The organism is Nocardia sp. NPDC052112, assembly GCF_040680135.1.
In the GTDB taxonomy this organism is placed as follows: Bacteria; Actinomycetota; Actinomycetes; order Mycobacteriales; family Mycobacteriaceae; genus Nocardia.
The window spans coordinates 76614-99690 of sequence record NZ_JBFAWD010000006.1; the positions used below are offsets into that span (position 1 = coordinate 76614).

The 23077-nt window shown below is 66.3% G+C and carries 19 protein-coding genes and 1 pseudogene; 8 read left to right on the plus strand and 12 right to left on the minus strand.

Going from position 1 to position 23077, the window contains the following annotated elements; all coding sequences use genetic code 11:
- The 5 genes from AB0L58_RS12965 to AB0L58_RS12985 form a co-directional block, all read right to left on the minus strand.
- Positions 1 to 326 (minus strand): hypothetical protein (locus AB0L58_RS12965; RefSeq protein ID WP_364385823.1); only part of this gene is annotated, 326 nt, incomplete at its 3' end.
- A 237-nt stretch (positions 327 to 563) separates the two neighbouring features.
- A complete protein-coding gene (locus tag AB0L58_RS12970; RefSeq protein ID WP_364385826.1) occupies positions 564 to 1664 on the minus strand; it encodes a DUF4344 domain-containing metallopeptidase in 1101 nt (366 codons plus the stop codon).
- 217 nt (positions 1665 to 1881) lie between these two features.
- The gene (locus AB0L58_RS12975) at positions 1882 to 2523 is read right to left on the minus strand and encodes a DUF305 domain-containing protein (protein WP_364385829.1); all 642 of its coding nucleotides are present in this window, start codon (positions 2521 to 2523) and stop codon (positions 1882 to 1884) included.
- Positions 2520 to 4091, minus strand: coding sequence for a hypothetical protein (locus AB0L58_RS12980; protein ID WP_364385832.1), 1572 nt, complete (start codon positions 4089 to 4091; stop codon positions 2520 to 2522). The genes AB0L58_RS12975 and AB0L58_RS12980 overlap by 4 nt, the downstream gene beginning before the upstream one ends.
- Before the next feature lie 198 nt (positions 4092 to 4289).
- On the minus strand, positions 4290 to 4844 hold the full coding sequence (locus AB0L58_RS12985; RefSeq protein WP_364385835.1) for a VOC family protein: 555 nt from the start codon (positions 4842 to 4844) through the stop codon (positions 4290 to 4292).
- Between the two features lie 512 nt (positions 4845 to 5356).
- Between AB0L58_RS12985 and AB0L58_RS12990 the strand changes: the two genes are divergently transcribed.
- The 3 genes from AB0L58_RS12990 (at position 5357) to AB0L58_RS13000 (ending at position 8108) form a co-directional block, all read left to right on the plus strand.
- Positions 5357 to 6637 carry a lipase family protein gene (locus AB0L58_RS12990; protein WP_364385838.1) on the plus strand — a complete coding sequence of 427 codons (1281 nt, stop codon included), beginning with the start codon at positions 5357 to 5359 and terminating at the stop codon, positions 6635 to 6637.
- A gap of 419 nt (positions 6638 to 7056) precedes the next feature.
- On the plus strand, positions 7057 to 7683 hold the full coding sequence (locus tag AB0L58_RS12995) for a hypothetical protein (protein ID WP_364385840.1): 627 nt from the start codon (positions 7057 to 7059) through the stop codon (positions 7681 to 7683).
- On the plus strand, positions 7680 to 8108 hold the full coding sequence (locus AB0L58_RS13000; RefSeq protein WP_364385843.1) for a hypothetical protein: 429 nt from the start codon (positions 7680 to 7682) through the stop codon (positions 8106 to 8108). Before AB0L58_RS12995 ends, AB0L58_RS13000 begins: the two co-directional genes overlap by 4 nt.
- A gap of 15 nt (positions 8109 to 8123) precedes the next feature.
- Here the strand turns inward: AB0L58_RS13000 and AB0L58_RS13005 are convergent, their stop codons facing one another.
- On the minus strand, positions 8124 to 8531 hold the full coding sequence (locus tag AB0L58_RS13005; protein ID WP_364385846.1) for a hypothetical protein: 408 nt from the start codon (positions 8529 to 8531) through the stop codon (positions 8124 to 8126).
- A 296-nt stretch (positions 8532 to 8827) separates the two neighbouring features.
- Between AB0L58_RS13005 and AB0L58_RS13010 the strand changes: the two genes are divergently transcribed.
- From AB0L58_RS13010 to AB0L58_RS13020, 3 genes are all read left to right on the plus strand, one after another.
- Positions 8828 to 14290, plus strand: a complete 5463-nt coding sequence (locus tag AB0L58_RS13010; protein ID WP_364385849.1) for a carboxyl transferase domain-containing protein — start codon at positions 8828 to 8830, stop codon at positions 14288 to 14290.
- Between the two features lie 190 nt (positions 14291 to 14480).
- Positions 14481 to 15122: a cutinase family protein gene (locus AB0L58_RS13015; RefSeq protein WP_364385852.1), complete on the plus strand. Its 642-nt coding sequence runs from the start codon at positions 14481 to 14483 to the stop codon at positions 15120 to 15122.
- Positions 15123 to 15203: 81 nt separating this feature from the next.
- Positions 15204 to 16268: a sulfite oxidase gene (locus AB0L58_RS13020; RefSeq protein WP_364385855.1), complete on the plus strand. Its 1065-nt coding sequence runs from the start codon at positions 15204 to 15206 to the stop codon at positions 16266 to 16268.
- Here AB0L58_RS13020 and AB0L58_RS13025 read toward each other — a convergent pair.
- Complete coding sequence (locus AB0L58_RS13025; protein WP_364385858.1) at positions 16255 to 16560, minus strand: hypothetical protein; 306 nt, start codon at positions 16558 to 16560, stop codon at positions 16255 to 16257. The two genes, AB0L58_RS13020 and AB0L58_RS13025, sit on opposite strands and share 14 nt — an antisense overlap.
- Before the next feature lie 59 nt (positions 16561 to 16619).
- On the opposite strand from AB0L58_RS13025, the pseudogene AB0L58_RS13030 reads away from it, so the two are divergent.
- Positions 16620 to 17216: pseudogene (locus AB0L58_RS13030) on the plus strand (phosphoribosyltransferase); the annotation flags it as partial.
- Here AB0L58_RS13030 and AB0L58_RS13035 read toward each other — a convergent pair.
- The 5 genes from AB0L58_RS13035 to AB0L58_RS13055 all read right to left on the minus strand — a co-directional run bounded on the left by AB0L58_RS13035 (position 17197) and on the right by AB0L58_RS13055 (position 21893).
- Complete coding sequence (locus tag AB0L58_RS13035; RefSeq protein WP_364385861.1) at positions 17197 to 18300, minus strand: CapA family protein; 1104 nt, start codon at positions 18298 to 18300, stop codon at positions 17197 to 17199. The pseudogene AB0L58_RS13030 and the gene AB0L58_RS13035 sit on opposite strands and share 20 nt — an antisense overlap.
- Before the next feature lie 236 nt (positions 18301 to 18536).
- Positions 18537 to 18971 carry an ester cyclase gene (locus AB0L58_RS13040; protein ID WP_364385864.1) on the minus strand — a complete coding sequence of 145 codons (435 nt, stop codon included), beginning with the start codon at positions 18969 to 18971 and terminating at the stop codon, positions 18537 to 18539.
- Between the two features lie 14 nt (positions 18972 to 18985).
- Positions 18986 to 19882 (minus strand): RNA polymerase sigma factor SigJ, encoded by an 897-nt coding sequence (gene sigJ, locus AB0L58_RS13045; protein ID WP_364385867.1) that lies wholly within the window; start codon positions 19880 to 19882, stop codon positions 18986 to 18988.
- Complete coding sequence (locus AB0L58_RS13050) at positions 19879 to 21063, minus strand: FAD-dependent oxidoreductase (protein WP_364385870.1); 1185 nt, start codon at positions 21061 to 21063, stop codon at positions 19879 to 19881. Before AB0L58_RS13050 ends, sigJ begins: the two co-directional genes overlap by 4 nt.
- A 119-nt stretch (positions 21064 to 21182) precedes the next feature.
- The gene (locus AB0L58_RS13055; RefSeq protein WP_364385873.1) at positions 21183 to 21893 is read right to left on the minus strand and encodes a TetR/AcrR family transcriptional regulator C-terminal domain-containing protein; all 711 of its coding nucleotides are present in this window, start codon (positions 21891 to 21893) and stop codon (positions 21183 to 21185) included.
- Positions 21894 to 21976: 83 nt separating this feature from the next.
- Here AB0L58_RS13055 and AB0L58_RS13060 point away from each other — a divergent pair, with 83 nt between their 5' ends.
- Positions 21977 to 23077: a hypothetical protein gene (locus tag AB0L58_RS13060; protein ID WP_364386665.1), complete on the plus strand. Its 1101-nt coding sequence runs from the start codon at positions 21977 to 21979 to the stop codon at positions 23075 to 23077.

Here is a 23077-nt window from a genome sequence, read left to right on the forward strand (position 1 = left end):
AGGCCGGGGGTCTGGCTCGGCTGGGCTGTGGCGTCCTGTGGATCGATCGTGGTGGTGTCGCCTGGCTGGGCTCCGCCGAGTTGGTTCATGATGTCGTCGAGGCCGGGGGTCTGGCTCGGCTGGGCTGTGGCGTCCTGTGGATCGATCGTGGTGGTGTCGCCTGGCTGGGCTCCGCCGAGTTGGTTCATGATGTCCTCGAGGCCGGAAATCTGGCCCACCTGGGCCGCCCCGTCCTGCGCATTCACCGTGGCATCGCCGAGTAGCGGGGTGCTTTGGGAAACCTCGGCCGAGATCGCCGACGCATCGAATGAGTATTCCTGAGACAATTCATGCCCTCCATGGGTGTCTGTCGTCGAATTGTGGATGGGCCAATCCACGTCTGGACTTCCCGGTACCAATGGCTCGTGATCCATGGTCCGGGCGTACGACGGCCGAAAATAGACACCTGAGGGGGATCAAGCCCACACCCTTGGTAGCGGGCATTCGCCCCGAAGGTTGATGCCGGGCCCGCCCGCGTCGTCGAGCGCGTCCATTGTCGTAGCGACGCAGTCGAGACGACTCGCCTAGCGAGTAGGGGGGGTGGAATGCGTTTGGCTGGTGGTCGCACTCGGGGTGTTGCCGGCGGTGGCGGGGGCACCAAGGCTGGTCTTGATGTAGGGGTTCAGCAGGGTCTCCCACGCCGCCTTCATTCTCTTGTATTCGTCGGGACACCCGGCGGCGCGCTGATATGGCAGGAACCCCTTGACCTCTGGCTCACCCGGTTTGTTCACCAGCACGCCGAGCACATTGGGTTGGGAGCCGTAGGCCCAGCACTCCAGGTTGTACGCGCGTACCTGACTGAGCGAGTGTTCGTCGGCGAAGCTGCGCGCATCGAGACTTCCCGGGTCGTCGGAGACGTCGAACCAGAAGTCGGAAGCCGCAGCCACGCCACCGGCGCCGAGGGGACCGGGGATGGTCAAGAGGACCAGGGCACCGAGCTGGTCCGCGGAGTCCTCTTCGCGTCCTGTCGCGGGGAGCGAATACAGGTTGATCGCCATATGTGCGGACTCGTGGAAGGTGATCATGCGCGTGATGCCGTCGAAGTAGAGGTTGAAAACGTCAGTAGTTCCCAATTGTTCCGTAGGTCGTTCAGCCTGCGCCTTCGCATATCTCTCAGCGACCGCGAACATCTCGTAACAAAGGATGAACGACTGGTTCTGTGGATCCCAGTAGGCGTTGAACTCGCCACATTCCTTGGCGATGACGGGAATGTCCTTGGGTAGCTTGTACATCGCCCCGAGGGCGTCGGTGAGCTCTTCGAGGACCTTGTTGTCTTGAATGGCCTGCTTGCCTTCTTTGGCGAGGTCCGAAGCCATCGCACGCTCGTACTTGGGCACGAACTTTCCGGTGTCCGGCACCTTGCTCGCAGTTGCGGCACTCGCCGTCCCCTGCGATGCCGGCTTTCCGTCGTTATCCGATGAACATGACGTGGTCGCCGCGGCCAATATGGCCACCGCCCCAGCCCATCGACACCATTTGGGAATCATTGCAATACGCCTCTCCAGATCGCAGGGCGCCCACACGCGATGATTGCCAAATGGTAGCAAGGTCTCGCGCTCGGCATGTGTGGTTTTCCCGTGGATCGACGAGGCGTCGTTTCGAGAAGCAATGTTCACTGAGGTCACGACAATTCTTTGGGTCGCTTATCCCCGGTTCGACGCTGTCTTCTCTGTCGTGCTGAAAGGTGGAAATGGCTTAGCTGTCACGTAACCGGACGACTCGAGTGTCGGTGTGTTCGCTGGCCGAGGCCCGGTCGCCGGCGCAGGGGAATCCCCGGGTGCGCTCGGCTCGGAATGCCGCGACGGGGCCGACGGTCACCAGGTCTGCAGCGCCCTCTTTCGGTCAGCTCGGGGTACTTCGCTGTGTCAGCACCAGCATCAGGCCGACTTCACGGCTCTGGGTGTCGATCATCTCGCGGGCCGCCTGTTTGACGATGCCGCTCGACAATTGGCGATCGGCCGCTTGGGCCATCTGGATGCCACCGGCATGGTGACGCTGCATGAGTCGCAGGAACACCACATCGGCGTCGACGCCGCGGGCCGCGGCCAGTGCGTCGAGTTCGGCCTGGGTCGCCATACCGGGCATGAGGTCGGCGGTGCTGGTTGCCGTTGCGTGCTGGTGTTGTGCGAGATTCGGTTGGTCGGTGCGCATCCAGGCCATCGGGTGCGGATTGATCGTGACCACGCGAGCCATTCGGAGCCAGCCGAGCAGCATGCCGATCTCGGTGCGCTGGGTATCCGAAATCTGTTGTGCCAGTGCCCGTACCGTCGGGTCGGCCCCGGCGTCGAGTCGCTGTGCCATGAGCAGTGCCTGGCTGTGGTGGGCGACCATATCCTGCACGAAGCCGATTTCGGTGCCGGTGAGGACGGGCGGCGCGGGCTCGTCATCGGCGATCAGCAGCGGTCGGATGGCGGCGCCGACCGCCAGCAGCAGAACGGCCAGGCTGACCAGTGCCGCACTCTTGGTCCAGGTTCGCCGGGTCATGAGCCGATGGTCGAGTGCTGATCGGCAGGCGGGGTATAGGCGCTCGAATCCAGTTGCAGCGCAAGGAATCCATTGTCGGCACAGGTGGTCCACAATTGATTGCCGCGCCATTCCGGTGCCGAGAAGCACCAATCCGAGGAGAGGTCGCCGAAGGCGAGCATGCCCGAGCGCGGGCCGGTGGCCTCGGACAGATCGAACTGGCCCTGCAACATGGTCTGGACCACTGTCGGCGCCGCGAGCAGCGGCGGGCCGATGATCGAGGCGAGTGCGTGCGGCGAGTTCGTCAGCTCGGCGTTGTGCCCGGTGTGCGCGGGCGGGTTGTAGTAGGCGATCTCGCGGATGTCGAGCGGGTCGCGGACATCGAATACCCGGATGCCGGACGAGGTCCAGCTACAGGCCAGCGCGGTGGGATCGACGGGCCGGTCCGCAGCGCAGTAGTGCGCGTCATAGGCGAACAGCGAGCCGCCCGCGGCGGAAGCCAGCGCGATGTCCTGGTTCTGGGGCAGATCGATCTCCAGTTTGATGGTGTTGCGCAGGCGTGGATTCGTCGCGTCGGACACGTCGAACAGCTTCACGCCGCCGGATCCCGCCTCATTGGTGGCGAAGACATACGGCGTGCCCTGATACGTGACCGGAACACTGTGCTGGGTAGCCCAACCGTCGGTCCAGGCGAGGTCGGCCAGTTGGCGCACCTGCGGATTGGGATCGCGGCGCTGGACGGCGCTGATATCGAGGACCATGAGTCCACCGAAGTTATTGGCGAGATACATGGTGTTGCCGTCGGGACCGAATCCGAAGCCGTGCATGGATAATCCGGGCAGGCTCTGCCAGATGACGCGCGGATGCGCCGGATCGGTGAGATCGACCGCGCTGACCAGGCCGGGTGCGACGCCCGAGCTCCAGTAGGTATTGCCGTCGGGGGAGAACCCGCCCTCGTGTGCGGTGATCGGCAGTGGCATGTTCACACTGGTTCCGGTGCCCGGGTTGAGCAGGCGTGGATGTGCGCAATCGGAGATGTCGTAGACCGAAAGCAGACCCGCACCGGTCAGGAACGGCACACCGGTACCGACGAGCAGCTTGCGAGTTTCGTTGACCTTCAAGCTTTCCCACGTGCCCGCCAACATCGCCGGTTCGCTCAGCGTTGCGGTCGGCACCGGCGCGGAGGGATCGGTTACGTCGAGCACCTGCACACCTTGTTCGGGTCCCATCAGGTTGCCCGGGAAGAAGGTGCCGACGTAGGCGCAGTGATCGAAGCTGACCGAGGAGATACCCCCGCCGCGCCCCGGGTAGTTCCCGAGCTGGGACATATTGCAGCGGTAGCCGAGGGTGCTGCGGCCGCTGTTCCGGTCCGCGGCCGGTACATCGCCCTGGTGTCCGGATTCCGGGGCGGAGCCGGTACCGCATTCGGCGCGGGCGACGGCGATATCGGTGCGGCCCGAGATTTCGCGAACATTGCCGGTCGGATCCGACTGTGGTTGGGCGGCAAGCATTCCGGTCGGCACCAGCAGTACGGTGGCCGCGACCGTCACCAGGGAACGCCGAACCGGAGGGAGCAACGATGATGTCATGGTGGCCCTCGGGGTGGAGGGTTGCCTTTCGTGTGCCTTCGTATGAGTCGATACCGGGTCGGCCGCGGGTGGTCCGTCGATCGGCGGCTGCGGAAATCCGTTGAGGGTGCGACGGCCAGGGTGGCGGCTGTGCGATCTCGCAATCCGGACTGTGCTGTCCGGTTACATTCGGTAGTTTGCGCGAGGCGCCATCCGCAGTCAAGACCCATGTGTTGACTGGTCGGCGTTCTTTCCCGTAGCGAAGCGTTGCCAGACCGTATGGTCGGCACGTGGACCACCGGGTGTATCCGCACCGTGTCGGGTGATCTCCGCCGCGAGGTCGAGCGGCAGGGTCGGCGCGGTCATATCGCTCAACTCCCGCTCGATCGCGGCATCCGGCACCAGCCAGCACACCTCGAATTCGATGCCGTCGGGGTCGACCCCGTACAGCGCCTTGGTGACCGCGTGATTCGACGCTCCGGTCAGGGCACCCGCGGCCCGCAGCGCATCCCGCATCCGCCCCAGCTCGCGCAGCGTGTCCACCTCCCAGGCCAGGTGGTACAGCCCGACCCGTCCGGTGCGATGCGCGACAGCCGGTTCCGTGGATCGGAACAGGCCCAGGTCGTGGTCATTGGCCGAACCGGCCGCCTGCAGAAAGACCCCACCCGGAATCGCGCCGATCTGGCGGAAGCCGAGGACCTCTCGGTAGAACGTGGCCGAGCGCTCCACATCCGCGACGAACAGCACGGCATGGTTCAGGCGATGGATGGGCACGAAAGTCGCTCCGTTTCCTCGGTGCTCGACCGATGCGAAGGCCCGCGGTCGGCGGACCGCATCGGGCCGGTCATGTGCGTATGCGTTTCCGGGCGAACGGTTTATCGACCGGCTGTCCCGCAATCTTCATAGCAACGGATGGACGCCGTATCCCTGGTCGACTTCCGCTGAGCGGAAACCCTGCTGGATCACTGATCACGTCGGCAGGTTCACCGGCATGTCGTGTCCCTGGAATCCGGCGTGGTAACTTGGTTACCACCCGATAACCGGGTTACTTGAAAGCTTCGACGACGCACGCAACTCGTGCGGCGCTCGCCCGGACCGCGATACAGGTCGTGGCGTCGACATCATCGACGCGACCCACCGTGTCCGATTCGTATGGGGCACAACTCCTTTCACTTCAACTAGCGCGCGGTCGGTGCGCGCGGGAGCTCCGCAGAGAAAGAAGCAGGATGTCAGGACAATGGCACTGGTCCGCGTCGAATCGGCGGCAGATGAACATGTTTCGGCATGTGACAGCCGTCGCGAGCGCAATGGGCCTGGCCGCCGTGATCGCCTGCGCCGGGCCGGGACCGGCCGCGGCCGACCCGGTGCACGATTTCTACCTTCCCCCGGCACAATTCGATCCGGCGCGTGGCGCCGTTATCAAGACGGTCGATACCGCGGTGTATCCGGCGCAGCCGACGGACAACGGCCGGTGGCCTATTCCGGCGAAACAGGTCATGTACACCACACGCACCGAGGACGAGGTTCCGGTGGCGGCGACCGGCATCTTCATCGACACCGACCAACCCTGGCATGGGTCCGGCCCGCGACCGACCATCATCATCGCCCCCGGCACCACGGGCCAGGGCGATCAGTGCGCGATGTCGCTGGCTTTCGCCACGGGGGTGTACGCCAGCGTCACGCCGCCGACTCTGTCGGTCAATCAGGAGGCGCTCGCGGCATCGGCGTGGAATTCCTTGGGCGCGCGCGTTTTCGTCACCGACTACATCGGCATGGGCACACCCGGAATTCACACCTACGTGAACCGCATCGAGGAGGCGCACGCTGTCCTCGATGGCGCCCGCGCCGCGAATGCCCTCTCCGGCAGCGGAGCCGACACCCCACTCGCGTTCTGGGGGTATTCGCAGGGCGGCGGGGCAACGGCGGCGGCCGCCGAGATGCAAGCCGGCTACGCCCCCGAACTGAATCTGAAGGGCACCTGGGCCGGGGCGCCGACGGCGGACCTCACCGAGATTCTGCGGCAGGTCGACGGCGTGCTCATCAGCGGTGTGACCGGATTCGCCGTCAACGGCGTCCTCGCCCGCCATCCGGACCTGCAGCCGCAACTCGACGCGCGCACCACGCCGGCGGGCAAGGCGTTGCTGCGCGAGTTGGCCGACGAGTGCATCGCCGATGTCATTCTCCGGCACCCGTTCATGCGATCCGCCGACATCACCGTCGACCACCGCCCGATATCCGATCATCTGCGGGAGATCCCGGAAGTCGTCGACATTCTGGACCGACTGCGTATCGGCGCACTGACGCCGACCAGTCCGGTATTCATCACCAGCGGCCGCAATGACGACACGGTTCCCTACGGGCAGGCCAGGCAGCTCGCGACCGACTGGTGCGGCCACGGCGCGACCGTCACTTTCCGCACCAACGACCTGCCGCCCATCCTGCCTCGGACCACCATCCCGAACCACTTCGGTCCGGAGCTCATCGACGGCTACGGAACCAACAACGCGATCGGCTACCTCGTCGACCGTTTGAACGGAATACCTTCGGCGGGATGCGCTTTCGACTGAAAGTAACGGAGTTGCCATGGAGTGCAACCCCGCCGTGCTCGAGGCCTACTACCACGTCCGGTCGGGCCCCGGCGGACACCAGCTCGACACCCAAGGCATTTCGGCCATGCGTCCTGTCGCCGAAATCGCTGTCGGCGACCTCGACACGGATTACCTGGCGGACATTTCGATAATCCTCGCCAACCTGGCTCCGGCCCTCATCGGCCGATTTCGCCACCGGCACACTGGAAATCACCGGAATCGATTTCGCCCCCCCTCGACGGAATCGCCGAAGTGGCCGAGCGCTGCCTGATGTGAAGGGGCCGACCCGATCTCGATGCCGTGCGCGTATCGCATCGTCGCGCGCTGACAGATTGACAATGAGTGTATTGATGTAACACACTCTCGGGGTTTGCGGTCGTCGGAAGGGAGGCTGGCCGGTGACCGATAACGCCCGTGCGGCGCTGGAGTTGGTTCGTGATTCGAGCCAGTTCAAGTGGTATGTGATCCCGCTACTGCTGATCGTCTTCTACGTGTATGCCACCGAGGTGGAGCGACGGAACTGGAACGTGCTGTTCGGTGGGCTGGCGCTGTGGGGGATGGACTGGTTCAACGAGATCTGGAACGCCGTGGTCTTCCACATCACCGGTCGCGCCCCGGTGTGGGGCGCGAGCGGGCCGACTGCCTATCAGATCCTCATCGGGCTCAATATCGAGATCTGCTTCATGTTCGCGATCATGGGTGTGGCGGCTGCGAAGCTGTTGCCACCGCGCGAGATACGTGTGCTCGGGCTGCCCAACCGTCCGGTGCTGGTCGCGGTGAATGCGGCACTGGCCGTGGGCGTCGAGATCATGCTCAACGGAATCGGCGTGCTGACCTGGGACTGGTCCTGGTGGCAGGCGGGCTTCCCGCCGCTGATCTGGCTGATCGGCTACGTGCCGTTCTTCGCGGCCTGCTTCTGGGTTCACGATCTGCCCACGGTGCGGGCCAAGGCCGTGGTCGTCGGTGCGATCCTCGGCGTCGACGCGGTGGCTCTCGGTGTCTTCGGGGCGCTGGGGTGGTTGTGAAAACTCTCGCTCGTTTCGCGCTCACCACCGCGCTCACGTTCGTATTCACCGGGCTCACCACGTATTCCGCGACTGCCGAACATCCGCCGTGTACCTTGCTCGGCACAGTGGGAACTCCCGAGGCGGTAAGCGATCAGTCCAGCGCGGGCCTGGACCTACTGCCGCCCGCCGATATCGCACTGCCCCCCGACGGGCTGCGCCAGCTGCCGCAGCGGCGGGGGATAACCGATCAGCCGCGCCATCTCGACGGCACCGTGGAGGTCCCGGCCGAGATCATGAATACTCTTGCGGACCAACCCGAACCGATCCGGCACTTCATCGACGAGCAGCTGAGCGGACGCCGGTTCACCGATACCGATGTCACGGTCACCGCGCAGTCGCTCACTGTCGCGGGACTCGGCTCGGTCCTGTCACGCGCCGGATAGCCGCATTGCGGGCCGTCAATTCGCCTTGTCGGTGTTCAGGCTCGCGGCGATGAGGTTCTCGGCAGCGAAACGGGCGATGGTGCAGGCCTGGCGGGTATGGGCTTCCGGGTGCGCGGTGCGCTGCTCCAGCGTGGCCCGAATCCGATCCAACGATGCCGTGGCATCGCTGGTGGCTCGGCGGAGCACGGTGTAGCGGTGGTCTAGTTCGCGGTGCGCGAGGTCGATGTCGTGGCAGTGGCGGCGGAGGTCGGCCACGTAGTTGAGCAGGTCGGCGACCTCACGCGTGGTCAGGGTGAGGGTGGGGTGCTCCGCACCGGACAGGATCGCCTCGCCCGCGACCTCGGCGCAGCGCGCATGCAGTACATCGAGAATGTCGGCCACCCGGATCACCTCCCACACCGCGCTGGAGAACGAGAGAAACATTGCTGGTCAACGCATCCGACTGCGGTTGGTCGCGAATCGACGCTCCCTCTCGCCTGATTGCTTCGATCGACACGCAACTCGACTGCGACCGATCACGGGTACGGTACTGGAAGCCGGCCGGCCGAGGAATTCCGCCACTAGTGTCATAGGCACAGAGGAAGAAATTCCCACGATACGCGCGGGTAACCACCTGACGCTGTGTAATTGCACGCGATCGAGGTGCAAACTACGCGGGACCGGCAGTCGCAAACCGTCGCCCGACCGGGCCAGTGCTGTGGAATGGAAGGAGTTGGCGCGTGTTCAGCCGCATCGCCATCGTGAACCGGGGAGAGGCCGCAATGCGCCTCATCCATGCCGTCCGAGATCTGGCCGCGGAGACCGGGCGACCGATCGAAACCGTCGCGTTGCACACCGATGTCGATCGGAACGCGACATTCGTACGCGAGGCCGACATCGCATACGACCTCGGTCCGGCGTCCGCGCGCCCGTATCTGGACCTGAAGGCGCTCGAACTCGCTCTGGTGACGACCAAGGCCGACGCCGCATGGGTCGGTTGGGGTTTCGTCGCGGAGGATCCCGCGTTCGCCGAGCTCTGCGAGCAGATCGGCGTCACCTTCATCGGTCCGAGTCCGGACGCCATGCGCAAACTCGGTGACAAGATCGGTGCGAAACTGATCGCGGAGGAAGTCGGCGTGCCGGTCGCGCCCTGGAGCCGCGGTTCGGTCGAAACCGTGGACGCGGCCATCGCGGCCGCCGCCGAGATCGGCTACCCGCTGATGCTGAAGGCGACCGCCGGTGGAGGCGGCCGCGGTATCCGGGTGATCACGAACGAGGCCGAACTCGTCGATGCCTATGAGCGCACCCGGCAGGAGGCCGCACGCGCATTCGGCAGTGGCGTGGTGTTCCTGGAGCGGCTGGTGACCGGCGCCCGGCATGTCGAGGTCCAGGTGATCGCGGACGGCCAGGGCACCGCGTGGGCGCTCGGCGTCCGCGATTGCTCGGTGCAGCGGCGCAATCAGAAGGTCATCGAGGAGTCGGCGTCACCGGTCCTGCGTCCCGAGCAGGCGGGCGAACTCAAGGCGTCGGCGGAGCGGTTGGCGATCGCGGTCGAGTATCGCGGCGCGGCGACCGTCGAGTTCCTGTACCACCCGGGCGACGAGCTGTTCGCATTCCTCGAGGTCAATACCCGCCTGCAGGTCGAGCACCCGATCACCGAGTACACCACCGGTTTCGACCTGGTTCGGGCGCAGCTGCTGGTGGCATCGGGCGGCAAGCTCGAGGGCGAACCTCCGGCCGAGCGCGGACACGCGATCGAGGCCAGGCTCAATGCCGAAGATCCGGACCGCGACTTCGCGCCCGCTCCGGGCCGTATCGCGCGGCTGGATCTGCCCGCCGGGCCGGGCATTCGAGTCGATACCGGCGTCAGCGAGGGCGATACGATTCCGGCCGACTTCGACTCGATGATCGCCAAGATCATCGCCTATGGTCGCGACCGTGACGAAGCGCTCGGCCGGCTGCGCCGGGCGGTGGCGCAGACGAGGGTCGTCATCGAGGGCGGCGCGACGAACAAGAGCTTCGTGCTCGACCTGCTGAACCAGCCCGAGGTGATCGACGCCAGCGCCGACACCGGCTGGATCGACCGTGTTCGCGCCGAGGGCCGCCTCGTATCGCATCGCCACTCCGCGATCGCGGTGGCCGTTGCGGCCATCGACGCGTACGAAGAGGACGAGCGCGTCGAGCGGCACCGGCTGCTGTCCACCGCGGCTGGTGGACGTCCCCAGGTACAGCACGAGAGCGGTCGGCCGCACGACCTCAAACTGCGCGGGGTCGGCTACCGGGTGCGTGTCGCACGGATCGGTGCGCATCGGTTCCGCATCGGCATCGAGGCGGGCGGTGAAATGCGCGCCGCAGATGTCGATCTCGAGCGCTTCGACCGCCACACCGGGCAGATCGTGGTCAACGGCACCCGCTACCGCGTGATCACCGGCACGCACGGGCCGATCCATCTGGTCGATGTCGACGGCGTGACGCACCGGATCAGCCGTGACGAGGGCGGCGTCGTCCGCTCGCCCGCCCCCGCACTGGTCGTTGCCACGCCGCTGGCGATCGGTGCCGAGGTCGAGGCCGGTGCACCGGTGCTGGTTCTGGAGAGCATGAAGATGGAAACGGTGCTGCGCGCGCCGTTCCGGGCTCGGTTGAAGGAATGCGCGGTTTCGGTCGGCACCCAGGTCGAGACCGGCGCCCCGCTGCTGCGGCTGGAGCCGCTCGTCGAGGACGACGAGGACGCGGACGCCGCGGAGGTCGCGTCGGTCGAGCTGGACCTGCCCGGCGAGCCCACGCCGGACCGACCGCACGAGCGTACCGCCCGCAGCCTGCAGGACCTGCGCAGTTTGCTGCTCGGCTTCGACGTCGACCCGCACGACGAGCGCCGGGTACTCGACCATTACCTCTCCGTGCGCGGCGCGGCCATCGCCGACAACCGCCGGCCACTCGCCGACGAGATCGAACTCGTGCAGGTGTTCGCCGACCTGTCCGAACTGAGCCACAACCGGTCGTCGGACGAGGACGGCAGCCAGGACCATGTCCACAGCGCCCGCGAGTACTTCCACACCTATCTGCAGAGCCTCGATGTCGAGCGAGCGGGGCTGCCGGAGTCGTATCAGGCCAAGCTCGCCAAGGCGCTCGGGCACTACGGTGTCGCCGAACTGGACCGTTCCCCCGAACTCGAGGCGGCGGTCTTCCGGATCTTCCTCGCCCAGCAACGGCCGTCGGACACCGTCACGGTCATCACCACCTTGCTGCGCGAGTGGCTGCGCGAGCCGGTGCCGGACCGGGCGCTGCGCGAGCCGGTCGGTCTCGCACTGGAGCGGCTGGTGGCCGCGACACAGGTGCGCTTCCCGGTCATCGCCGATCTGTCCCGTGGCCTGGTGTACGCCTGGTTCGGCCAGCCGCTGCTGCGGCGCAACCGTGCCCGCGTCTACACCAATGTCCGCAAACAGCTGAGCCACCTCGACGCGCATCCGGAAACGCCCGATCGCGCCGACCGCATCTCCGAGATGGTGCGCAGCACCGAGCCGCTGGTGCGGCTGCTCGGTCAGCGGCTGGTGCGCGGGCGTGCCGACAACACCGCCATGCTCGAGGTGCTGACCCGCCGATACTACGGAAACAAGGGGCTCTCGGGTGTACACACCCGAGAGGCCGGCGGCTGCACCTTCGTGATCGCCGAGCGCCGGGGCCTGAGTCTGGTGTCGGCGGCGGTGAGTTTCGACGCGCTCGACACCGTGCTGCGCGGTCTCACCGAACTCGCGAGTGTGGCCGCGTCCATCGAGGTCGATATCTACCTGAGCTGGGAGAAGCAGCCGGAGGACTTCGACGCGATGGCGGCGGCGCTGCAGGAAGTGCTCGGTGCGCGGCCGCTGCCGAACCAGATCCACCGGATCACCGCCACCGTCGCCGGCAGCGGTGGTGCGGTGATGCACCATCACTTCACCTTCCGCCCGTCCGCCACCGGCATGGTCGAGGAGCGGTTGATCCGCGGCCTGCATCCGTACATCGCGGAGCGGATGCAGATGAAGCGGCTGCGCAAGTTCGACCTCACCCGGCTCCCGTCCTCGGACGAGGAGATCTACCTGTTCCGCTGCGTCGCGAAGGAAAACGCGTCCGACGAACGTCTCGTCGCGTTCGCGCAGGTACGTGACCTGGCCGCGTTGCGCGAGCACGACGGCCGCCTGTTGGCGCTGCCGACGGCCGAGAGCACCATCGCCACCTGCCTCGACTCGATCCGCCGCGCGCAGTCGCAGCGGCCGTCGGCCAAGCGGTTCCACACCAACCGCATCGTGATGTACATCTGGCCGCCGGTCGAGGTGACCCGCGCCGAACTGGAGACGATCGTCGAGCGCGTGGGGCCGACGACCGCGGGCGCCGGGCTGGAGGAAATCCTGCTCATCGCACGGCACCGGGACCGGAAGACGGGCGAGCTGATCAAGGTCGCCGTGCGCATCTCCTTCGACGCCACCGGCGGCACCGAGGTGACCATCGGCGAGCGATCCGACGATGTGGTCGAGCCGCTCGACGAGTACCGGCAGAAGGTGCTGCGGGCCAGCAGCCGCAACACCGTGTACCCCTACGAGCTGACCGGTCTGCTCGGTGAATTCGCCGAGTACGATCTCGACGCCGACCACACGCTCGTACCGGTCGACCGGCCCAAGGGACGCAATAAGGCCGCGATTGTCGCGGGCGTGGTCAGCACGCCGACCGAGCAGTATCCGGACGGCATCACCAGGGTGGTGCTGCTCGGTGATCCGACGAAATCGCTCGGCGCGCTCTCGGAACCGGAGTGCCGTCGCGTGATCGCCGCGCTGGATCTGGCCGAACGGATGCAGGTGCCGCTGGAGTGGTACGCGCTGTCCTCCGGCGCCCGGATCTCGATGCAGTCGGGCACCGAGAACATGGACTGGGTCGCGGGGGCGCTCAAACGGATCGTCGAATTCACCCAGGACGGCGGCGAGATCAATATCGTGGTTTCGGGCATCAATGTCGGCGCGCAGCCGTATTGGAATGCCGAGGCCACCATGCTCATGCACACCAAGGGTGTGCTGGTGATGACGCCGGACTCGGCGATGGTGCTCACCGGTAAGCAGGCGCTGGACTTCTCCGGTGGTGTATCGGCCGAGGACAACTTCGGTATCGGCGGCTACGACCGGGTGATGGGCCCGAACGGGCAGGCGCAGTACTGGGCGCCGAACTTGCTGGCCGCGCGGGACGTGCTGATGTCGCACTACGACCACACCTACGTGGCGCCCGGCGAGCAGTCGCCGCGGCGGACAAGCACCACCGACCCGGTCGATCGCGATGTCTCCGACTTCCCGCATGTCGTCGCGGACAGCGACTTCACCACGGTCGGCGAGATCTTCTCCGCCACCGCGAATCCGGACCGCAAGAAGCCGTTCGACATCCGGACCGTGATGCGAGCGGTGGCCGACCAGGACCACGCGGTACTGGAACGCTGGGCTGGGATGGCCGACGCCGAGACGGCCGTGGTCCAGGATGCGCGGCTCGGCGGTATCTCGGTGTGCCTGCTGGGCATCGAGTCCAGGGGCGTGCCGCGCCGCGGCTATCCGTCCACCGACGGCCCGGACACCTACACGGCGGGCACGTTGTTCCCGCAGTCGTCGAAGAAGGCCGCGCGGGCTATCAACGCGGCCAGCGGCAATCGGCCGCTCGTCGTGCTGGCGAACCTGTCGGGCTTCGACGGCTCGCCGGAATCGATGCGGAAGTTGCAGCTCGAGTACGGTGCCGAGATCGGGCGCGCGATCGTGAACTTCCAGGGCCCCATCGTGTTCTGCGTGATCTCGCGCTATCACGGCGGTGCGTTCGTGGTGTTCTCGAAGCTGCTCAACCCGAATATGACCGTGCTCGCGTTGGAAGGCTCGTTCGCCTCGGTGCTCGGCGGCGCCCCCGCGGCCGCGGTGGTGTTCGCTGGTGAGGTCGATGCCCGTACGTCGGCCGATCAGCGCGTGCGCGATCTCGAGGCCCGCGCCGCGAATGCGGTCGGTGCCGACCGTGCGGCACTCACCGCCGAACGTGACGAGGTCCGGTCCGCGGTTCGCACGGAGAAACTCGGCGAGGTCGCGGCGGAATTCGACCGCGTGCACAATATCCAGCGTGCCGTCGAGGTCGGTTCGGTCGACGCCATTATCCGCGCCGCCGAACTGCGCCCCCGCATCATCGAAGCCATCGAGGCCGGCCTGCCTGGGTGACCCCTTGATTGCTGAAACAATCGGCCGTTTCGGTGCCTATGTGGGGCCCCGAAACGGCCGATTGTCGTCGCCCCCTTGTGTCTCGCAGCGGAGTACATTGAGACTTGTCGCTGACAAGTGTCACTCGACGCCTCACAACGATGTGAGGGCTGAGGAAGCACTTCTCACAACGGCGTGAGAGGTGAGGAAAATGGGCGACCGAAAGGTGGTTCTGTTCAAGAAGTGGCCGATGGCATCGGCATTCGCGGTCTTGCTGATCGTGGCGAGTGCCGTGCTCGGTCCACCCGCGGCGGCACAGTCGTGTGCTGCGGTGGATCTGGTGGTGGCCAGGGGGACCGAGGAACCCGGGTATCTCGGAACCTTCGTCGGTGATCCGCTGTACGACGCGATGCGGCAGGTATTGCCGATGAGCGTTGGCGCGTATCGGGTGAATTACCGCGCGGGTCTGACAGATGTGGCCGCGGGGAGCGCCGATCTGGTCGCACACGTCGCCGCTCGAGCGGCGGTTTGCCCGCATGAACGGTTCATTCTGGCTGGCTACTCGCTGGGCGCGGGCGTGGTACACGCCGCACTCGGGTCCGGTATCGTCGCCGGACTGCCGGGCGTGGTGCAGTTGCCCGGCGATCTCGTCGACCGAGTGGCCGTCGTACTGCTCTTCGGTGACCCGCTGCGCTCGATCGGGTGGCGCGTTCCCGATCGGTACCTGAACCGCACCGCCGATTTCTGCGCGGCCGGTGACCCGGTCTGCGGCGGCGGAATCGACGCAGGTGCGCACGCCCGCTACGGTGATTTCATCGGTGCCGCAGTGGGATTCAGCGCCGCGCATTTGTAGCGCTGTTCGTACCCTGCCGGGCAGTCCTATACTGGCCCCGGACACTCTGTTCCATCCAGATCAGAACATCAGCCCGAGCCGATGACCCAACTCGTCTCGCGCGCAGAAGGCGTTCGCTTCGATGAGCTCGCGCTGGCGACGCGCAACCACGGCATGCAACTGGAGGGCATGCGGTACGACATCACGCCCATCGGCATGCACTACCTGCTGATTCATTTCGATATCCCGGAGATCGACCCATCCTCGTGGCGGCTGCGGATTACCGGATGCGTCAAGCGCGGACTGGAGCTCTCGCTCGACGACATCAGATCGCGACCGGCGACGACGATTCCGGTCACCCTCGAATGCGCCGGTAACGGACGCACCGCGATGGACCCGCGCAACGTCGGCCAGCCGTGGGGGCTAGAGGCGATCAGCACGGCGGCGTGGACCGGCACCGCACTGGTCGGGATTCTCGACGACTGCGGTATCCGGGACGAGGCCGTCGAGGTCGTATTCACCGGTGCCGATCGGGGAATCCAGGACGATGTCGAGCACAACTACCAACGCTCCCTGAGCATCAGAGAATGCCGCAGACCCGAAGTTCTGCTCGCCTACGAAATGAACGGCGGGGCGCTTCCGCCGCAGCACGGCTTTCCGCTGCGGCTGCTCGTCCCCGGGTGGTACGGCATGACGAGCGTCAAATGGCTGCGAAATATCGAAGTCGTCGACCGGCCATTCACCGGGTTCCAACAGGCAGTGAACTATCGCTACCAGCGCGACGAGGCCGATCCGGGGGTACCGGTGTCGCGCATCAGGGTGCGCGCGTTGATGATTCCGCCCGGCATGCCCGATAACCCGAGTCGGCGACGCACGGTCGACGCCGGTGCGGTCGTGCTCCGCGGCCGCGCCTGGTGCGGAACCTCGCCCGTGGTCCGGGTGGAAGTCGGCGTCGACGGAGTTTGGCACGACGCCCGATTGAATCGCGAGCCTGCCGAATTCGCCTGGTGCAGTTGGAGTTACACCTGGGATGCGCGCCCGGGGGCGCATCGGCTGAGCTGCCGCGCGACCGACGCGGACGGGAATGTGCAACCGGCCGAGCAAATCTGGAACCGTCTGGGCTTGGGGAACAACCTCATTCAGGAGGTCCCCGTCACGGTCCGCTGAGGATCCGGCCGTCCACACCGCCTGCGGTCGGCCCGGATGCCTCGACCACCGGCGGAACATGGTGGGTCGGGATGCCGATGAACAGGTCGTAGGCGAGGTCGGCGGCACCGGCGGCGGCGAAATGGCGTTCCGGATCGAGGGTGCGGGGCCGCCGTCCCGGCGAATTTCGATCCCGCGTCGCGTGAGCGCCTCGACAAGCGCGGCAGCGCCGTTCTCGTAGCCAGCCGCTTGCACATGATCGACCGGACGGGTACTCCGGATACCAGGAGGTGTTCGATGCCGCCCTCCGCATCTGATCCCCTGACGCGGACAGAAGAGATCGTCGTGTCGTCGGAGTCCATCCGGCTGACAGGGATACTGGCCGTGCCGGAGAACTCCACCGGTCTGGTCGTGTTCGCGCACGGCAGCGGCAGTGGCCGACACAGCCCGCGGAATCGGCTGGTCGCCGAGGTACTGAATCGGGCCGGACTCGCGACCATGCTCGTCGATCTGCTGACCGCGGCCGAGGAGGGCGACCGTGCGCGGGTTTTCGATATCGAGCTGCTCGCCGATCGTCTCGTCGCGGTGACCCGTGGGTTGCGCACGCGCTCGGTATTGAGCGGACTTCCGACCGGGTATTTCGGGGCGAGCACCGGTGCCGGTGCGGCATTGTGGGCGGCAACCGAACCCGGCGCCGAGATCGCGGCCATCGTCTCTCGCGGCGGCCGCCCCGATCTGGCCGGTCCGCGGCTGGCGTATGTCCGCGCACCGACACTGCTCATCGTCGGCGGTAACGACCGGCAGGTGCTGGAGCTCAATCGCGAGGCCCAGCTCCGGATGCCGTGCCCGAGCGAGATCGACGTCGTGCCCGGTGCGACGCACCTGTTCGAGGAGCCCGGTGCGCTCGAGCAGGTGGCGGATCTGGCCCGCGATTGGTTCCGTCGCCATCTCAGTGTTGTGCGGTCCTGAACACCACCGGCAGGTCGTCGGGCCGCGATGCGACCCGGGTGCCGAAGTCGTGACTGATGTGCTCGATCGTCTCGCGCAGCCATCGAGATTCATTGCGCGTGGCCGATTCCAGGCGCATATGCCGGATCCGTAGCGGAATCAGTCGCGTCTGCATCGCGCCGGGCTCGATGGACACCAGATATAGCAGGCGAAGATCCGGGCGGTACCGCTCATAACCGCGGATGCCCTCGTAATCATCGATGACGTCACCGCACCCGTACAGAATCGGTTTGCTCCGGTAGATCTCGATCGGCCGGGGATGGTGTGCGGAATGCCCGTGCACGATGTCGATTCCGGCATCTATCAATCGGTGCGCGAACTGCCTTTCGCTCAGCGGCACCCCGTAACCCCAGTTGGGCCCCCAGTGCACGGAGACGATCGCGATATCGTCATCGCGCTTGTGTGCCGATACTTCTGCCGCCACCTCGTCGGCGGCGCGAATATTCGGCGTTTCCCCGATCCACCACAGCCCCGGCCGATCGCGGCGAGCCGCCCAATGGTGCGGCACCCCACTCGATCCCGCGCCGACCGAAACGATCACTACTCGTCGTCCGTCATCGAGTTCCGATATGACCGGGGTCCGGGCGGCATCGAAATCGGCGCCCGCCCCGGTGCGCTGGATGTCTGCGGAATCGAGTGCTGCCACGGTGTCGGTCAGCCCTTGAATACCGAAATCGAGAATATGATTGTTGGCCAGTGCGCAGGCGACGGGTGCGATTGCGGTCAGTACCGGCACATTGTCCGGGTTCATGCGGTAGTGGATGCCCTTGACGGGCGCGAAAGCGCCATCTGCGGTGATCGCGGTTTCCAGATTGATCAGTCGCACCTGCGGGGCGAGCTGATCGAGAATCGGCAGGACCTCGCCCCATGGGTGACGGAAATCCACGGGACGGGCGAATGCACCGTTTATTTGCTCCGCCAACTCCGCATACGTGCGCGCATCCTCGACACATCGTTCGCGCAGCGTCGGATCGCCGGGGTGCGGGAGAATCTGATCGACACCGCGGCCCAGCATGACATCGCCGCCGAGCAGCACCGTCGCCATACCCCATTGTCGATCATTTCCGTCGCATCGTTGCATGCGCGAGCGGCATCGCATCAGGCTCAGGGAACTGCGGTGAACCGGTCGCGGATGGTGGACCGGCGCTGTTGCGTCTGGTTCGCTTCTGGTCACGGCGCTGGACCGATCAGGCCCTCATCCGAACCTCGGTCGAACCGGACGGTGAGCTGCGCCGGATCCAGCGCTCCAGGCCGTCGCGGCTCTGTTGGGAGACATGGCCGCTAGGTGGGAATGGCGCCGAGTTGCTGCAACTGCGCGAAGACGTCGACGACTCCCCAGATCTCGGCGATCCGTCCCTCGGTGAAGCGGACGATGAAGATCTCGTTGTAGGTCACGGATCTGCCGGTTGGTGGCAGGCCTCGGTAGTCGCCCAGGTGGGTTCCGGTCACTGTGTTCCTGAACACGACCTTGTCGCCCTCGGCGATGACATCCTCGACCGCGACGTGGATGTCGGGGAACGCGCGAAGCAGCACTGCCCACACCTGTTTGATTGCTTGTGCGCCCGTCGCGCCCATCGGCACCGGCGCGTGGAACAGCAAGTCCGGGTCGACGACCTCGTCGATCGTCTTGGCGATGGCCTCCGCATCGCCGCTGTTGACGGCGTCATGGATGCGGCGGAACGCGGCCTTGTTGCTGGTTGTTCGAGCTGTCGACATGTGGCTTGTCCTCTCTACCGGCTGATTCGACGCGGAACCGCCGCTGTGATGAGTTTGTCCGGGTTGCGGATGGCGTAGAAGGTGGTGATCTTGCTGTCGATGATCTCCATCAGGAAGACGCCTTCCAGGCGGTTGTCGATGTAGACGACCACCGCGGGCATGTTGTTGCAATTGACCATCTCGATCCGCAGGTTCGGGGTCCTGCTCGCCTTGCGAAACAGGTCCAGGAGGCACCGGGCCACCTTCTCTGCGCCCACCACCGGCCTGCGCACCGCGATGGCCTTGCCGCCGCTGTCCGCGGTCCAGGTCGCGTCCGGGGCGAGGAGCGAGAGCAGCCGCTCCGTGTCGCCGGTGGCCGCCGCGGTCATGAACTGCTCGGTGATCTGGGTGATCGTCGGAGCGTCGGCGGGCTCGAAGCGTTTCCGCCGCGCCTGCACGTGCTCGCGGGCTCGATGCGCCACCTGGCGCACCGTCCCCACGGATTTGCCCACGGCCGCGGCGATGTCGGTGTAGTCGAAGCCGAACACCTCGCGCAGCACGAACACCGCACGCTCGCGGGGATTGAGGGTTTCCAGCAGTACTAGCATCGCCATCGACACCGACTCGGCGAGCACGACATCGGCCGACGCGTCGTGCTTGTCGAGCAGCAGCGGTTCGGGCAGCCACGGGCCGATGTAGTCCTCGCGGCGGCGCGCGCTGACCCGCAATGTGTTGAGCGCCTGGCGGGTCACCAGCCGGGCCAGATAGGACTTGGTGTCCCGCACCATCGTCAGGTCCACCTCGGCCCACCGTAGATAGCTGTCCTGCAGGACATCGTCGGACTCGGTTGCCGAGCCGAGGATTTCGTAGACGATCGTGAACAGCAGCGGCCGCAGCACCGTGAATCGCTCGACGTGCTCGTCGGACGTCATGCGGATGTGACCACCGGAGTCGCGCAGGTCGGCTGCGCGGGGCGCGGGCCGCCCTTGGGCCAGACCAGCGAACCCGGCTTGCGGGCCTCGCGGCGAATCTTCCCCACCCCGATCTTGCAGGTCACCTCCTTGATCCGCGCGCCCATACGGCCGCCGATGTAGAGGTTGACCGAGGTGTCGTCCTTGCGTGCGAGCTGTCGGATGCCCACCCGTCGGCCGAGGCTGACGCACGACCCGATGAGGGCCAGGTCGATCACCGCGGGTTCGGTCCCCGCGATATGGCTCAGTACGGTGTTGGCGGCCTGCGCCCCGAGCGCCCCGGCGGCCTGGCCGCTCATCCGCAGCGGCTGTCCCGACGGTGCGGCGGCATCGCCGGTCGCAACAATGCGGTCGTTGTCGATACTGGTCAGTGTCTCATCGGTGAGCAGCCGCCCGAGCGCGTCGGTGCGCAGGCCGCTCTCGGCCGCCAATTGCGGTACGCCGAAACCCGTCGTCCAAATGGTGAGTGCGCTCGGACGTACGGCCCCGGCGGCGAAGACGACCGCATCCGGCCGTACCTCGGTCACCACATCGCCCTCGAGCACCGCAACCTCGTGCCGGGACAGCCATTTGGCTACGTACCGGCGCCCCGGTGCACTGAGTGACGGCATCAGGCTCGCGCCGCACACCAGCGTGACCGTGCGTCCTTGTTCGGCCAGCTCGGCGGCCGTCTCGATGCCGGTCGGTCCGCCGCCGACCACGGTCACGGGAGCATCGAGGGGCAACTCTGCCAGCCGGGCGCGCAGTCGCTGCGCGGACTCGAATTCGGCGATGGGAAAAGCGAATTCGGCCGCGCCGGGCACGGAAGGTGCTGCTGCGGTGCTGCCGACGGCGTAGATGACGTGGTCGTAGTCCAGCGCACGACCCGATGCCAGGCGCACCGCGCGGGCCGCGGTGTCGATGCGGGTGGCGCCGTCGACAACCAGTTGGATGCCCGCGCCGAGCAGCGTGCCGTAGTCGATCGTCGCAGCGCCGGTATCGGCCACGAACTGGTGCAGCCGGACTCGATCGACGAACTTCGGGCGGGGATTGACCAGTGTGATATCGACATCGGTACGCAGCCGCAGGTGGTTGGCCGCGAGTGTGCCGGCGTAACCGCCGCCGATGACGACGACCTTGTGGGGTGTGTGGTGTTCGGTCATGCCCACAAGACACCGCGGAGTGCCGAGATATGACACGTTCCGACGTGACGTGCGTCACTTCCGAGGGGCGGTGCTGCGATCGCGGCCCAGTCGAAGGGCTGTGAGCAGTAGCCGCGGTGCTACTCGACGGCGTCGCGACGACCGGCGAGGACGTGGACGATGAGATCGAGGGTGTACTCGAACTCGCGATCGCGGTCGAAGCGCGCCAGGTGGGGTGCGGCGAGGGTGACCTGGGGCAGCCCGGATGCTTCGAGCGCGCGTTGGCGTTCGGCGATTCCGTCGGCGTCGTCGGTGCCGAATGTCGGTCCGGCGGAGACTTCGCGGAGCAGGGTTCCGACCAGCGTGGCCAGGACGGTGCGAAGTAGGTGGACTGCCTCTTCGGGGGTTCTCCCGGTCCGGCGCAGCACGGTGAGGACGGCTTCGATCGGTGCGATGCCGGCGAGTGACGAGAGCTGACGCGTCAGGACCAGGGTTGCCGCTTCCGGATGCGCAAGCGTGACGCGCCGGAATTCGTACGCCAGTGCCCGCAGGTCCGCTTCGATCGATTCCGTCGGTGCGGGCATCCGGAGTTGCTCGAAGATGTATTCGGCGACGGCGTCGAGCAGGTCATCCTTGCCATCGACGTGGTGATAGAGGCTTTTGGCGTCCACGCCCAGTGTGCGGCTGACCGATCTCATGCTCACCGCGCCGATGCCGTCGGAGTCGATCACCGCGAGCGCGGCGTCGCGTATCGCCGCGCGGGAGAGCTGCGCTTGCGCCTTGGGTGGCCGTCCCCGCCGAGGTGTGCCCGCGGACGGCTGGGTCGATGCTGGATCGGTCTCGGCCTTCATTGCTCCCACTCTTGCATATTTCCACGGCGTGGGTTTAATCTAAAGTTATTCCCACGCCGTGGGATTAACGACTCGAGGTGAGTATGCAACTGCCATGGCGACAAGACGACGCGCTGGACCTGGCGAGTATCGGTTCGCATGTCGAGTGTTCGGCCGACTTGTCGAAGATCGACGGTGGGCCGGGTGCGCGGCTGACCGCGGCACGCCGTCAAGCCGAGATCTTCCGCGCTGAGTTCGCGCGCACGGGTGTGCCCGACAGCGTGGTGACGTGCGACCTCGTCACGCTGCCCTATCCGACGCGCTTCGGCCTGTTCCGCGCATCCCGCGCGCTGGCCCCGTTCCTCGCGATCACGAACCGGATGTCGGTGATCCGCTGGCGTGAGAGCGACGGGAGGCCGCGGGTGCTGCTGTTCGAGCCCAGTGACGTCGAACTCGGCCGCCACACACCGTATTTCGACAAGCTCGCCCGCCGTACCCCGGACATCGTGGCGCGGCGGATGGTGATCGAGCACGGCACCGTGACCGACCATCTGTCCCGGCTCGGCATCGACCCGGCCGAGGTCGACTACCTGATGTTCGACCATCTGCACACCCAGGACCTGCGCCGCTGGATCGGCACCACGGCGGCGCAAGCCGACCTCGGAACGCAGCCGAAACCGGTATTCCCCAACGCCAAGGTCATCGTGCAGCGGGACGAACTGGTCGCGATGGCCGACCTGCACCCGCTGCAGCGGCCGTGGTACCAGCCCGACACCTACCGCGACGTCGCACCGGATGCCTTCCTGCCCATCGATGGCTCGGTCGTCCTCGGCCCCGGCGTCGCGGTCGTCAAAACGCCGGGCCATGTCTTCGGGAACCAGAGCCTGGTGCTCAATACCTCGACCGGCATCTGGGTCAGCAGCGAGAACGTCATCGCCGCCGAATGCCTGACACCCGAACACTCGCGGCTGCCGGGAGTGGCGCGCTGGGCGAGGGAGTGGGGGCAGGAGATCGTACTCAATGCGAACACCATCGAAACCACAGCCGACCAATACAACTCGGCCGTGTTCGAGATGACACTGGCCGATCGCAGCCAGCTCGACTCACGTTTCCTCCAGTTCTTTCCGTCCAGCGAGTTGACCGGCGCGTGGACGAACCCTGGAACAGCGCCGACATTCACCCACGGCCGCATCACACATCACTGA